General features: G+C 71.9%; 10 protein-coding genes and 1 pseudogene. 4 read left to right on the top strand and 7 right to left on the bottom strand.

Translation table 11 applies throughout. From position 1 onward, the window contains the following. Positions 1-65: 65 nt before the first annotated feature. Together OG199_RS40830 and OG199_RS40835 are read left to right on the top strand one after the other, a co-directional pair. Positions 66-647, top strand: coding sequence for an ArsR/SmtB family transcription factor (locus OG199_RS40830; RefSeq protein WP_401803253.1), 582 nt, complete (start codon positions 66-68; stop codon positions 645-647). Next, a complete protein-coding gene (locus tag OG199_RS40835; RefSeq protein WP_405833968.1) occupies positions 644-1,009 on the top strand; it encodes a DUF1707 domain-containing protein in 366 nt (121 codons plus the stop codon). The genes OG199_RS40830 and OG199_RS40835 overlap by 4 nt, the downstream gene beginning before the upstream one ends. 146 nt (positions 1,010-1,155) lie before the next feature. On the opposite strand, the gene OG199_RS40840 is transcribed toward OG199_RS40835, so the two are convergent. The 4 genes from OG199_RS40840 to OG199_RS40855 all read right to left on the bottom strand — a co-directional run bounded on the left by OG199_RS40840 (position 1,156) and on the right by OG199_RS40855 (position 8,191). Next, positions 1,156-4,098, bottom strand: a complete 2,943-nt coding sequence (locus OG199_RS40840) for an FAD-binding and (Fe-S)-binding domain-containing protein (protein WP_405833970.1) — start codon at positions 4,096-4,098, stop codon at positions 1,156-1,158. 146 nt (positions 4,099-4,244) lie between these two features. After that, positions 4,245-5,420 (bottom strand): anhydro-N-acetylmuramic acid kinase, encoded by a 1,176-nt coding sequence (locus tag OG199_RS40845; RefSeq protein ID WP_405833972.1) that lies wholly within the window; start codon positions 5,418-5,420, stop codon positions 4,245-4,247. A gap of 113 nt (positions 5,421-5,533) precedes the next feature. Beyond that, positions 5,534-7,102: a sodium:solute symporter gene (locus tag OG199_RS40850; RefSeq protein WP_401803245.1), complete on the bottom strand. Its 1,569-nt coding sequence runs from the start codon at positions 7,100-7,102 to the stop codon at positions 5,534-5,536. A gap of 111 nt (positions 7,103-7,213) precedes the next feature. Then, a complete protein-coding gene (locus OG199_RS40855) occupies positions 7,214-8,191 on the bottom strand; it encodes a BadF/BadG/BcrA/BcrD ATPase family protein (protein WP_405833974.1) in 978 nt (325 codons plus the stop codon). Between the two features lie 201 nt (positions 8,192-8,392). On the opposite strand from OG199_RS40855, the gene OG199_RS40860 reads away from it, so the two are divergent. Continuing rightward, a complete protein-coding gene (locus OG199_RS40860) occupies positions 8,393-9,427 on the top strand; it encodes a MurR/RpiR family transcriptional regulator (protein WP_401803242.1) in 1,035 nt (344 codons plus the stop codon). 154 nt (positions 9,428-9,581) lie between these two features. Further along, on the top strand, positions 9,582-10,475 hold the full coding sequence (gene murQ, locus OG199_RS40865) for an N-acetylmuramic acid 6-phosphate etherase (protein WP_356809171.1): 894 nt from the start codon (positions 9,582-9,584) through the stop codon (positions 10,473-10,475). Positions 10,476-10,666: 191 nt separating this feature from the next. Here the strand turns inward: murQ and OG199_RS40870 are convergent. The 3 genes and pseudogenes from OG199_RS40870 to OG199_RS40880 all read right to left on the bottom strand — a co-directional run. Next, positions 10,667-11,500 (bottom strand): annotated as a pseudogene (locus tag OG199_RS40870) (WD40 repeat domain-containing protein); the annotation flags it as partial. A 188-nt stretch (positions 11,501-11,688) separates the two neighbouring features. Next, on the bottom strand, positions 11,689-12,117 hold the full coding sequence (locus tag OG199_RS40875) for a hypothetical protein (RefSeq protein WP_405833977.1): 429 nt from the start codon (positions 12,115-12,117) through the stop codon (positions 11,689-11,691). Then, entirely contained in the window at positions 12,114-13,994 is a 1,881-nt protein-coding gene (locus OG199_RS40880; protein WP_405833978.1) for a hypothetical protein, read from the bottom strand. Before OG199_RS40880 ends, OG199_RS40875 begins: the two co-directional genes overlap by 4 nt. Positions 13,995-14,203: the final 209 nt, after the last annotated feature.

Raw genomic sequence — 14,203 nt, forward strand, 5'->3', positions numbered from 1 at the left:
CGCCGGTCTACAGGTTGTAAAATTTTACAACCAGCGGAGATCGGTGCAGTGAACGGGGGCCGGTGATGAGCGCACAGCGACCCGGCGCGTCGCCTCGGCGGTGGCACGGTGTGCACAAGGCGCTCGCGGATCCCCTGCGCATCCGGCTCCTGGAGGCGCTCTGGGAGACGCCGCGGTCCGCACGCGAGCTTGCCGACCGCGCCGATCTTCCGGCTGACCGGCTCTACTACCACCTGGGGCGGCTCGAACAGGCCGGACTGATCGAGATCGCCGAGTACCGGCCGCTGGCCCGCGGAAAAGTCGAGCGGGTCTATGCCCCCGCGGTCACAGAACCCCCCGGTGATGCCGCGAGCCCGGAAGAGATGGCCGAGTTCCTCGGTTCGATGCTGGACGCCACCCGGGCCGACCTCCACGCCGCCTACCGGTCGCGGCAGGCCGGTGGACGCCGAGAGGTCGACGTCCACCGGGGTGCGCTGCGGCTGACCGACGAAGCGCTCGCCGAACTGCGCGGACACATCGCGCGCCTCGCCGGCCAGTTCGGGGATCGCGACACCCCCGGGGTCTGGACACGGATCGTCATCGCGCTCGTCGACCTGCAGGACCGTCCGTCCCCCGACGCCACAGCCCCGCCTGAGAGGCCGTCATGAGTGACAGCGAGGAGCACCGCCCCAGCGCACCGGTACGTGCCTCGGACGCCGAGCGCGACCGGGTCGAGGCGCGACTGCAACACCACTATGCGGTCGGCCGGTTGACACTGCCCGAACTCGTAGAACGCGTGGGCGTGGCCTACGAAGCGCGCACCCGCGAGCAACTCGACGCCCTCTTGAGGGATCTGCCGGGTGAGGCGGAAGAGCGTGGGCGACCCGCTGACGTCATCGACTCCCGCCTGCTCATTGTCCTGCTGTGCTGCTCACCGCCCGCGGCGCTCGTCTACTGGCTCATGGCTCGACGCGCGGCACGGCGCAGAGGCACACCGCCGCGGGCCCTGGGAAGCGGCGACGAGACGTGACCCGCGCACGCGGCCCGGCGCGCGAGTCGGCCCCGTGCGGTGAGTGACGCCGACGGACGGCTACAGGAAACAAACGCCGCGATGGCCCCGGCCGCCCCGCCGTGTGCCCGGCGGCCCGGGGACGGGCGCGCCGGGCGGCGGCGAGCTCAGCCGGCGGCCCGCTCGGACCGGTCGAGGGCGTCGTCCAGGAGTTGCAGGATGTGCCGGTACGGGCGGCCGGTGGCGCGGGTCATGCCCATCTCGCAGGTGCGGTTGCACGAGGCGTACGCGTCGTGCTCGCGCTCGTTGACCTCGGCGGCCTGGGCGGCCGTCGCGCCGGCGGTCACCTCGGGGTGGAGCAGCCCCCGGTCGCCGGCGAAGGCGCAGCAGCCCCAGGAGTCGGGGACCGTCACGGTGCCGGCCACCGCTTCCGCCACGGTGCGCAGATCACCGGTGATGTCCAGGTGCACGGTCGAACAGGTCGGGTGCAGCGCGAGGGAGTCGAGCCGTGGCGCCTGGGGCAGCAGCGGCAACAGTGTCTCGGCGGTGAAGGTCACGCTGTCCACGAAGCGCAGCCCGGCGTACCGCTCCCGTTCGGCCTCGGGCAGCGCCGCGGCGAGCTCGCCAAGGCCGTGGGTGCAGGAGGAGGCGTCGCAGACGACGGGCAGCCGTCCGTGGTCGCTGGCCGTCCACAGGGCGTCCAGCGTCCGGGCGGCCATCGCCCGGTGGCCCTCGGTGTACCCCTTGGACTGCCAGGGCGTGCCGCAGCACAGCCCCGCCAGTTCGGGGACGTCGACGGCGACACCGGCTCGCTCGCACAGGCGCAGGAACGCGCCCGCGGACCCGCTCGCCCGTTTGCCGGAGCCGTCCCGGCCGGAGTCGCCGCGGCGGGAGCCGTCATGGCCGGGGTCGTCTCCGTCCTCGGAGGCGAAGACGCTGCCGATGCACGCCGCGAAGAAGACCGCCCGCGCGGCAGGGACCTGCCGGGCCGCCGGACGGGGGCCGCCGCCGTGGGGGATGTCGGGGCTCCAGGCCGGCACGAGGTCGGTGGCGCCGAGTCGTCGCATCACCTTGGTGGCCGCGCCGGTCAGCGGGGCGGGCACCGCGTGGGCGGCGCCGAGACCGATCCGTACGCCCTTGACCGCGGTCGCCCAGTGGCGGGCCGCGACGCGCCCGGCGTGCTGCGCGAGGGGGCTGTGGCGTTCGCCGCGCAGCCGCTTCATCACCGCTCCGGTGTCGATGGTCACCGGGCAGGCGGTCACGCAGAGGCTGTCGGCGGCGCAGCTGTCCACGGCGGCGTAGGCGTAGTCGTCCTCCAGCTCCCGGCGCCGGTCGTCGTCACCCGCGGCCGCGGCCAGCGCGATCTCCCGCTGGAGGGCGATGCGCTGACGGGGTGTGGTGGTGACGTCCGCGGTCGGACAGACCGGCTCGCAGTAGCCGCACTCGACGCAGGCGTCCACCGCCGGGTCGACCGCGGGCACACTCTTGAGCCGGCGCAGGTGCGCGCCAGGGTCGTCGTCCAGCAGCACCCCGGGGTTCAGCACGCCCGCCGGATCGCACAACCGCTTCAGTTCCCGCATGACGTCGTACAGTTCGTCGCCGTACTGACGGCGGACGAACGGCGCCATGGCACGTCCGGTGCCGTGCTCCGCCTTCAGTGTGCCCTCGGCGGCCAGCACCAGATCGACCATGTCGTCGGTGAACCGCGCGTAACGGTCGGTCTCCGCCCGCGAGTCGAAGTCCTGGGTCAGCATGAAGTGCACGTTGCCGTCCCGGGCGTGCCCGAAGATCACCGCGTCCTCGTAACCGTGCCGGTCGAACAGCCCGATGAGGCCCTCGCAGGTGCGGGTCAGCCGGTCCATGGGGACCGCGATGTCCTCCAGCAGGGCGGTGGTGCCGGGCCGGCGGGCGCCGGCGACCGCGGTGTAGAGGCCCTTGCGCAGATGCCACAGCCGCGCCCGCTCCTTCGGGTCGCGGGTCAGGGCGGTGCCGGTCACCGCGGGCAGGCGCTCCAGCACCGGCCGGGCCGCGGCGGCCACCTCCTCCAGCCGCTCCGCGGTGTCCTCGGCGAACTCGACCAGGAGCGCCGCGTGGTGTTCGACCCGCAGGCCGCGCAGTGCCGCGCCGGAGCCCGGGTCGAGCTGGGCGACGCGCAGCGAGGAGGCGTCGAGCAGTTCCGCCGTACGGGCGCCGGCCGCGAGCAGTGCGGGCAGCGCGTCGGTGGCCTCGGCGAGTCCCGGGAGGATCAGCAGGCCGGTGGCGGCGTGGGGAAGGATCGGGACCGTACGGAACACGGCCTCTCCGACGAAGCCCAGCGTGCCCTCGCTGCCGATCATCAGATGGGCCAGCAGATCGGCCGGAGTGGTGTGGTCCAGGAAGGAGTTGAGCCCGTAGCCCATGGTGTTCTTCATCGCGAAGAGGCGCTCGACGGTGGCGCGGGCCCGCGGTGAGGTCCGCACCCGGTCGCGCAACCGGAGCAGTCCGGCGTGGAGTTCGGGCTCCTTGGCACGCAGTCGCTCGTCGGCGTCCGGTGCCCCGGAGTCGATCACCGTGCCCGAGGGCAGCACGAACTGCAGGGACTCCATGGTGTGGTACGCGTTGTCCTGGGTGCCGCAGTTCATGCCGCTGGAGTTGTTGGCCACCAGGCCGCCGATCGTGCACGCCGACTCGCTGGCCGGGTCGGGACCGAGCCGCCTGCCGTACCGGGCGAGCCGGGCATTGGCCTGACGGACCGTCAGGCCCGGCTGGAGGCGGACACGGTGACCGTCGTCGAGCACCTCGGCCTTGCGCCAGTGGCTGCGCACGTCCACCAGGACTCCGTCGCCGCCGGCCTGGCCCGCCAGACTCGTCCCACCGGAGCGCAGGGTCAGCGGGACCCCTGCCGCTCTGGCGCCGGCCATCAACGCACCCACCTCGGCCGCGGACGCGGCACGGACCACGGCCTGCGGAGCGAAGAGATACGGCGACGCGTCGTGCGCCGCGGCGACCCGGCGGGGGAGGTCGGTCGTCACCCGCCGGGGGTCGTCGACGCAGGACCGCAGCAACGCGGCCAGGTCCGAGGGGCGTTCACCGGCGATCGCGGGGGTCGGGACGGAGTGGGGGCGGCTCATGGATGCTCCGGGAGGTGTGCGGGTCCGGGACGGCCGGTCGCCGGACCGCGGGGGAGGGGAGGGACGCCGGGGTCGGTCGGTCGAGCGAGGCGGCGGGCCGGCCGGGAGCGCCGCGCCGGCGGCCGGGCGACGCCCTGGGTGCGGTCCTACGACGGGGTCTCGACCAGCAGCCGACGGGGAGCCGTCGTCGCCGGTTCCGGCAGCCGCAGCGGCAGACGGCCCGGCGTGACACTGCCCAGCAGCGACGGATGGCGCGCCCCGGTGCCCGACGGCAGGGTGCCCGGCAGGCCGTTCACCGTCAGGAAGCCCAGGACAGCGAACGCCAGCGCTTCCTTCGCGTCGGAGGGCACGCCCAGGTCGTCGCTGGGCAGCAGCCGCACGCCGGGCAGCTCCTCGGCGATCATGCCGGTCAGGACGGGGTTGTGCGCCCCGCCGCCGGAGACCACGAGCCGGGTGACGCCGTGGGCGCGGACCGCGTCCGCCACCGTCACCGCGGTCAGCCGGGTGAGGGTGGCCAGCACGTCGTTCGGTTCGGCGACCGGTACGGCCTCCAACGCCCGCAGCAGGTAGGGCAGATGGAAGAGCTCCTTGCCGGTGCTCTTCGGAGCGGGCAGGCGGTAGTACGGCTCGTCGAGCAGCAGCCGCAGCAGCTCCGGTGCCTCCTGGCCCGCGGCGGCGCCGCGCCCCGACTCGTCGTACTCGCGGGCGCCTGCCGTGAAGTGGCGTACGGCCGCGTCCAGCAGGGCGTTGGCGGGGCCGGTGTCGAAGGCGACCGGGTCGGTGTCCGGAGCCGCGACGGTGATGTTGGCGATGCCGCCCAGGTTCAGCGCGGCCGGGACGCCCGGCAGGCCGCGCAGCAACAGGGTGTCGGTCATGCCGACGAGGGGCGCGCCCTGGCCGCCCGCGGCGATGTCGCGTGCCCGCAGGTCCGACACGACGGGCAGGCCGGTCGCCTCCGCGATCCAGGCGGGCTGGCCGAGCTGGAGGGTGCCGAGCACGGCGCCGTCGCTTACCCAGTGGTGCATCGTCTGCCCGTGCGAGACGACGAGATCGGCCTCGCCGCCGCACAGTTCGTCCAGGGCGCGGACGGCGGCGCCGGCGAACGCCTGGCCGATACCGGTGTCCAGGGCGCAGACCGCTTCGGTACTGGTCGCGGCCGGGGGCAGAGCGGCCCCGATCGCGGCGCGCAGGTCTTCGGGGTAGGCGACACCGATCCGGCCGAGCGGCCGCATCCGCAGCGTCTCGCCCTCCAGGGTGAGGTCGGCCGCGGCGGCTTCGATGGCGTCGTACGAGGTGCCGGACATCAGACCGATCACACGCATGGGGACTCCGAGTCTTCGGGTCGGACCGGCCGCGCGCGCCCGGGCGGGCGGCCGGTCCGAAGTGACCGGGCCGGGGGCCGCCGGATCGCGGCGGCCCCCGGCCCGGGGCTGGGTCAGGACTGGCCGGCGGTCGCGGTGACCTCCGTGCCGTGTCCGTCGGAATCCACCGGCGCGACAGCGGGAACGGCGGCCGGGGGCTGGTGGAACAGGCTCATCACGCCGCCCACGACGATCGTGACCAGCACGCCGATCGGCACCAGCCACTGGGCGGCGATCGCCGTGGGGACGGTCGTCCCCGCGGTGGTCACGTCGATCTTCACGCCGCGGACGATGTACGTCATCACGCCGATGGTCACCAGGAAGGCCACGACGGCGTCCACCTCAGTGGCCCGCTTGATCAGCCGGCCGAGCAGGAACGCGCCGAGCAGCGCGCCGTAGGTGTAGCCCGCGATCGTCAGACCGGTCAGGTAGACGTTGCCCGAGCTGGTGCTGAAGGCGCAGGCGAAGACCGCCATCAGCGCCGCCCACACCAGCGTCATCACCCGGGCCAGTTTCAGCAGCGCCTGGTCGGAGGGGGCCTTCTTCCGGAAGCTGTGGATGATGTCGGACACCGTGGAGTTGGACATCGAGTTCAGCGCGGAGGACAGCGAGCCCATCGCGGCGCCCAGGATGCCCGCCACCAGAAGACCCGAGATGCCCACCGGCAGGCCGTGCAGGATGAAGTTCGGGTAGAGGTTGTCGGAGCTGCTCAGCCCCATCTCCTTGAAGCTGCGGCCCTTGTTGTACGACCACAGCAGGGCGCCGGCCAGGGAGAACGCGGCGAACTGGATGGTGACGAAGACACCGGAGGCGATCATCGCCTTCTGGCCGTCGCGCAGCGTGCGGGTGGTCAGGACACGCTGGACGATCAGCTGGTCCGAGCCGTGGCTGGCCATCGCGAAGATGGCGCCGCCGATGATGGCGGTCGGCAGGGCGAAGGAGCTGGTGAGGATGTGGTCGAGGCCGAAGTCGGTGTCGAAGAGCCGGAACTCGCCGCCGTGCAGGGCCTGTGAGAAGCCGGTCGCGCCGACGTGCCCGGTGAGCACCGCGATGGCCAGGATCACACCGCCGAGGTAGAGGCCCATCTGGATGGCGTCCGTCCAGATGACCGCCTTGATGCCCCCGAGGTAGGTGTACACGACGGTGATGACCGTCAGCACGATGATGATGGCCTTGTAGCCGGTGTGCACGCCGAGTTCGTCGAGCAGCAGCTTGATCGGGATCGCCGACGCGAACAGCCGGACACCTTCGGCGAGCAGCCGGGTGAAGACGAACGACACCGACGCCAGGCCCTGGAGCTTCAGTCCGAACCGCTCCCCGAGGTACTGGTAGGCGCTGACGAAGCCGCCGCGCTTGTACAGCGGGATGAGTACCGTGGCAACGACGACCCGCCCGACCACGTAACCCAGCGCCAGTTCGACGTTGCCGAAGCCCTGCCCGCTGTATGTGCCGCCGGGCACGCTGATGACGGTCAGCACGCTGGTCTCGGTGGCCACTATCGAGAACGACACCGTCCACCAGGGCATGTGGCTCTCGCCGACGAAGTACTCCTTCGCCGTCTTCTGCCGCCCGGACAGGCGCAGTCCGATCACGGCGATGGCGACCAGATAGACGGCGATCACCGCCAGGTCGAGTTGGCGCACGTGCACTCCTTAGAACGGATCGGTGGTGTCACCGGGGAAGGGGGTCGGTGGGGGAGGGGCGGTGTTCCGTCCCGCCGGTGCGACGGGCGTCCGGCGGTCCGGCGCACCCGGTCACGGCGGCGGGGTCGGCGTCCGGTGGACGCGGATGACGAGGGGTTCGTGCGGTCCGGCGGAATCCAGGGCCAGCAGGCGCGCGCCGTGCAGGGGATCGCCGAGAGCGGGGGTCACCCGCAGCGGCAGCCCCGACGCGCCGAGCAGGTCGGCGAACGGGTCCATCAGGGGGGCGCCGATCCCGGTGAGGCCGCCGGTGACGGCGACGGGCAGCGGGCGCGTGCCGCCGACCCTGCGGGCCGCGGCGACGACCGCCTCGGCCAGCGCGGCGGCGGCGTCGTGCATGATCTCGGCCGCCACCGCGTCACCGTCGGCGGCCGCGGCAGCCACCAGGGGGGCGAAGGTCGCGGTCAGCCGGGCCGGGTTGGCGGAGTGCCCCACGGCCGCGGGCAGTCGGTCGAGGTCGCCGTAGCGGTCCGCCGCGGCCCCCGTCAGGGCGGTCGCGGGTCCGCGTCCGTCGTGGGAGCGCAGCGCGGCCCGCAGGCCGGCGCGGCCGATCCAGGCGCCGCTGCCCTCGTCGCCGAGCCAGGGTCCCCAGCCGTCGACGCGGGCGAACGTTCCGCCCTCGCCGATTCCGACCGTGACGGAGCCGGTGCCGGCGGCCAGCACCACGCCGGCGCCACCGCCGAGGGCGCCGGCGTGCGCGGTGACCGCGTCACTGGTGACCGCGACCTCGTCGGTCGGCAGCGCGTCCAGCAGCAGTTCGGCCAGGGAGCGGGCCGCGGCGGGGTCCGCGGCGGCGCCGGCGGCGCCCACGCAGACCGCGTCCAGTCGTCCGGAGGGAAGTCCGGAGGCAAGCTCGTCGCCGAACGCCGCGGCGGCCGTCACGGCGGCGACCGCGGCGTCCACGCCGCCGGACTCCGCCAGACCGGGGGCCCCGGGAACCTCGCGAACGGGGTGCTCGGGGCTGTCCGGGCCGGTCCAGAGCACGGCGCGACACCCCGTCTTCCCCAGGTCCACCGCCAGTACGGCCGTCATGTGTGAACGCCTTCTCCGTTGAAAGGGACGATCCGCGACTTCGCTGCGTCGAGAGCGCCCGGCGAGCGGACCGCGGTGCTGTGAGTTTGGAAGCCTGTCCTCCGCATGTCAATAAATACCGGCAGGAAAATTCATCACGTAACTTTTTGCCATCCCTGGTGGGCGTGGCTACGCTTGCGTCCACACCACCCAGGAGGACCCATGGCTCGCGAGGTCGCGCACCGTGAAGCTGCGGAGGCGCCGCAGAGCGGCGGTTCCGTCGACGTGCTGACGAGGATCCGCGGCGCGCTGCCGTCCCTGGCCCCGTCGGAACGGCGGGTGGCCGACACCGTCCTCGCGGCGCCGTCCGAGGCGGCCGGACTGTCCATCAGCGCCCTCGCCGGCCGGGCGAGCACCTCGGTGGCCACCGTGATGAGGTTCTGCCGCGCGATCGGCCTGACCAACTACCCCCACCTGCGCGTCGGCCTCGCCGCGGCGGCGGCCCACGAGAACGCGCTCGGCGCCGAGCGCCCGGCCCTGGGCACCGACATCGGCGCCACGGACTCGCTGGAACAGATCATCAGCAAGATCATCTACAACGAGGTCCGCGCCCTGGAGGAGTCCCGCGACGGCTTCGACGTGGCCCAGCTCGGCCAGGCGATCGACGCCGTCGCGGACGCCCGCCGGATAGACATCTTCGGTGTGGGCGCCAGCGGATTCGTCGGCCAGGACCTGCACCAGAAGCTCCACCGCATCGGCCGGATGGCCTTCATCTGGACCGACGTGCACGCCGCGTTGACCGCCGCGGCACTGCTCGGACCCGCGGACGTGGCCATCGCGATCTCCCACTCCGGCGAGACGACGGACACGATCGAGCCCCTGCAGGCCGCCGCCGAGAACGGCGCCACCACGATCGCCCTGACCAACTTCGCCCGCTCGCCACTGGCCGAGACCGCCGACCTCGTCCTCACCACCTGCGCGCGCGAGATGCCGTTCCGCTCCGGCGCGACCGTCAGCCGCATCGCCCAACTCGCGCTCATCGACTGCCTGTTCGTCGGAGTCGCGCAGCGCTCGTACGACGCGACCACCGCTGCGCTGCACCGTACCTACGGTGCGGTGCAGCGCCACCGGAGCACCCCCGCGGCACGCCGGCCGAGCGTCGACGAGGCCCTCGCCGACCCGGCCCCCGGCACCCGAACGGAACCGGCCGTCCCACCGGCGGCCGAACTCCCGCCCGTGGCGGCGCCCCCCGGGTGACGCCGGACCGGCGTACCGGTCCCCGACGCACCGATGACCGGCGTACAGTCGCCGCCTGCACGACGGGGAGACGCGGCGCCCCCTCCGTCACCACCGAACAACAGCGCTTCACCCGAAGGGAACGACAGCGCTTCCCCGAAAGGAACGACCGCACGTGGACCTCAGCACTCTCGGCACCGAGACCCGCAACCAGCGGACCGCCGAACTGGACCGCATGCCGGTCACCGAACTGCTCGCCACCATGAACGACGAGGACCAGACCGTCGCCCTGGCGGTGCGCACCGCGCTGCCGCGGATCGCCGCGGCCGTGGAGAAGATCACCGCCTCGCTGCGCGCGGGCGGCAGGCTCGTCTATCTCGGCGCCGGCACCAGCGGCCGGATCGGCCTGCTCGACGCCGTCGAATGCCCGCCCACCTTCGGCATCTCGCCGGACCGGGTCGTCGGTCTGCTCTCCGGCGGTCCCGGCGCGTTCGTCCTCGCGGTCGAAGGCGCGGAGGACAACCCCGGGCTCGCCGTCGCCGACCTCGACGCCATCGGCCTGACCGCCCACGACACCGTGGTCGGGCTCGCCGCCAGCGGCCGCACCCCCTACGTCGTCGGCGGTCTGGAGCACGCCCGCGCGATCGGCGCGGCGACCGTCTCCGTCGCCTGCAACAGCGACGCCGTCATCAGCCGCCACGCGGACGTCGCCATCGAGGTTCCCACCGGCCCCGAGGTCCTCACCGGCTCCACCCGTCTCAAGGGCGGAACCGCAGAGAAGCTGGTCTGCAACATGCTCTCGACCGCCACGATGGTTCAGCTCGGCAAGGTGTACGGGAACCTCATGGTCGACCTGCGCGCCACCAACGAGAAGCTCGTCGACCGGGCGCGACGCATGGTCGCGCAGGCCACCGGCGCCGACCTCGACGCCGCGGCGGCCGCACTCCAGGAGGCCGACGGACACGCGAAGACCGCGATCGTCATGCTCCTCGCCGGCTGTACCCGCGCCGAGGCGGCCGCCCGTCTCGAAGCCGCGCACGACGACGTACGGACCGCCGCGGCCGTCTGACGGGCGGCCACGACGCCGAGCACCTCGGCCGTCGCTTCTGCCTTCCGGGACCGCGGACTCGACCGGTCATGGGATCTGCGGTCGGGTTGTGCGGTCAGGATGTGCGGTCGGGATGGCCCAGAGCGGGCTATCTCGAACGTGCGGGCCGTTCGAGTGGTCGTCAGCCTGCCTGTGGCGAGATCCCACACCCGTACCGTGGTGTCGTCACCGCCACTCACGGCATGGGCGCCCATGGGATCCGCTGCCACTGTCCGCACTCGTCCGGTGTGCCCGACGGGCGCCGGGCGGATTCCCGGTGTCTCCAGATCCCACAGCCGAAGGGTGCCGCCGTCTCCGCCTGTGACCAGGTGCTCCTTGCCATTCACCTCAAGCGTTGCCATGCTCCGCACTGCCGAGGTGTGTCCGGTCAGAATGCTTGTGACCTCGCCGGAGGAGACGTCCCAGACCCGTATCGTGCCGTCCGACAATCCCGCGGCGGCGAGCATCCGCCCGTGCTTCGTCGGTGTGGCCAGAGCAGGAGTGCTGCCGGCAGCGCCGGGCAGGTCCCGCACTCGTCGGCCTGTGAACGGGTCCCAGACCGCCGCTGAGCCATCTGCCGAGCCGACGATGGCGAGCGACCGCTCATCGTTGGTCAACGCTGCGACCGCGCGAACTGCACTGCTCCCGTTGCGTCCCACCATCCGGATGGCTCCGGTGAGCAGGTCGAGGACGGTCAGTACACCATCGAGGGTGCACGCCAACACGTACACGCGGCCATGGTCGCGGAGGAGGGTGAGGGCACCGAGCCGGTACGCTTTCCACGGCAGTTGCCGGGCTGCGATGCCGGTCACAAAGGGGTGGACAAGGACCGTGCCGTCGGCTCCAACGGAGACGATGTGGCCAGTGTTGCCCCACGGGGCCACGACGATGTGGGTGACCTCGCTCTCATGACCGTGGAGTCTTATAGGTCGCCCGCCTCGGTTCGTGTCCCAGCGCCAAAGGCCGCCGTCTGCAGTGCCGATCACGGCCCAGCTCGCGCCGTGCATGTGGGCTGCAGCCAGCGCGGTGGCGTCATCGTTGGGGCCGGGGCGCACGCGCAGTGGGGCACCCGTCGATAGATCCCACACGGTCACCGAGCGGTCGGTACCGAGTGCGACCGCGATGGGGCGCCCATCCGGTCCGTGGAGCGCTGCCACCGTCCGCACGCGCTGTTGACCGAGTGGTATGGAACGGATCAGCTCGGTGGAGACCTGCTGCCCGGTAGCCCAGCGTACGACCAGTCCTTGTCATCGGGCAGTTCGACGCGGAGTCGACGGTGGCCGAGGCGTTCAGCTGCCAGGATCAGCAGCTGGCTGTGTTCCCGCCCCTCAGGCGATCCGCGCAGGGTTGCGGAGTGCCGGTAGACGGCTGCGCTCAGCCGAGCCTGTTCCGATCGCGCCTCGTGCAGTACCGCGCCGACGGCCGAGGGCTCGGCGTGCAGCAGGAAACCGGCCTCGGCAAGAAGGGAGTCGAGGTGGCCGGCATCGACGGCATGGCGGGCCAGGTGGCGCAAGAGGTAAGGGTCGGCGAGGTGCCAGAGCGGATGCCCGACTCGGTCCCGGGGAACGGCGTGCCGTAGTTGCTGAAACAGTCGGTCGGCGGGGGTTCTGCCGACCAGTGTCATGGCGAATCACCGTGGTCGGGAGAGGTTGCGTGTAGCAGTCGTAGCTGGTCGGCGAGGCCCTCGTGGAACAAGCGATAGAGGGTGGTGCCGTCGGTGTCGATGTCGCGCCGGAGATAGAAGCGTGCCGAACTGTCGAGGAGCGTGTGGAGTTCCTGGGAGGGGATGGTCGCCGTGGCGTCAGGGTTCGACGTGAATGCCTGTGCCGCGTGTGCCAGAACGCGTTCCGGCATGCCGCGCCCCTGAGCGTAGGCGAGGGCGGTCAGCACAGACAGCAGATGCTTCTGACCTGAGTGGCGCCGCAGATCCAGTTGGAGCAGTTCTAGCAGACTGCGCGGCACCTGCTGCCCGAGCCTGCGGGCGGCAGGTGCGTCTCGGTCCGCGCAACTCAGTTGGCTGGTGGCCAGCAGATAGTGCACATACAGGCCCGCGGTGAGGAACTCTCCCCACTCCAGTCGGTCACGGTGGTCTGCTTCCGGTCCGTTGCCGACAAGCCCCTCCGCCATGCCGTCCGCGAGCGCGCGCCGTACCCCGCCCAGGGCGCTGCCGGCGTACGGGGTGTCGTGCTCAAGGAGATTCTGGACGTAGTCACGCACCCCGAGCCGCACCTGCGTGGCGGGCACTGTGTCGAGATCGGTGACCAGGCCGCGCAGTTCTGCCAGGCGGAAAAGTTCGCGTAGTCCGTCCTCCCCGCGGGCGCCGACCACGATACGCAGCAGGCCAGGTTCGGCCAGCGCCCTGCGCGCCAAGGGGACGAGCAGTACGGAGGCAATATCGCGCGGCTCCTCGGCCTCGTCGAGAGCGTCAACTACCACCGTGACCGGGCTCCCGTCGTCCGGAGCGTCGAGCAAGCTGGCAAGGCGGCCTGCCGGCCCCATGCTGGGAGAGGGGGCGTCAGGTGGTCGCCCCGTCGGACAGACGGCCAAGATCTGCTGTTCCAAGGACCGGGCCATTTGGTCAAGGGTGAGCCGCCGGGCGTGTACCACGACCAGACGGTCGTTCTCGCCGGGGCGGTTGCGCAATTGGCCCCAGATGCCGCGGGTGGCCTTACGCAATGCGGGGTGCGCCGCGCACACCAGAACACCGAGCAGCGCCGACTTCCCGACCCCGGGTTTGCCCGTGACCACACGAAGCGCGGGGGCGCCCCCGTCCAGCCACGTCGCTAGCTCCGCGATCTCTACCTCGCGGCCGGAGAAGTAGCCGTACAGACCGTCGCGGGCTACCGGGTGGCCTCCCGATGCCCGGCGTCGGAAGTGTTCCGGATCGCCAGCCCACTCCGTGAGCCGAGCAATCTCGGGTAGCACATTCTCGGGCAGCTCGACCGGCGGGCCCAGGTCCTTGAGTCCCCCGTACCCGGGGTTGGGAAAAAACGGGAGATCGATGTCGACGTGGCTGGGAACGAGGCTGGTAAGGATGTGCTGCACTGGCCCCCGGTCGATGTCCACCAGCCGGCTCACCACCCGTTCGATCTCCTGGTAGACAGTCTTCGCCGGGATGTAGGGGAGAGAGCGGTCGATGCGTAACTCGCCGTCCCGGTACCGGTGCAGTACTTGCGTGGCAGCTTGGCTCAGACGGTAGCCGAACGCCTGCTCCTGCGCTCCCGTGGCGGCCAGTACCCATGCGCGGCGCCGGGAGACCTGTTGCCGCGTATGCCAGGCCTCCACCGCGACTTGACCGGCGTAACAGACATCGAGGATGAATAGGGTGTGCGGCCGGTGCCGACGCGGGTGGTCCTCGATTAGTTCGATCCAGTGCGTGACGGGGACTGTGAGGCGTTCTCCCCGTGGGTCGAGGACGTACAGCTTTTCACTACTGCTCGCGGCGAGTTCGCCGTGCCCGACGATGTGGACGACCAGAACGTCGATGTCGTGGGCGGTCACCGCCTCCTCGATCGCGACCCGGTGGTCCGGCGGGTCCAAGAGAGCCTTCGGCCGCAGTGGCGTGTACTGGAAGTCGCCGAACGCTTCGGCTACGCGTTATGCGTGCAGGGGTGCCGCGTCCAGCATGTCGAGCTCTGCGCGGGGTGACATGCCGTCTTCGTCCGGGGAGAGGGATATCCCCGGAGCGAGTACGGCGTAGTGCCGATCCT

This window comes from Streptomyces sp. NBC_01176, assembly GCF_045039825.1.
Taxonomy (GTDB): Bacteria; Actinomycetota; Actinomycetes; order Streptomycetales; family Streptomycetaceae; genus Streptomyces.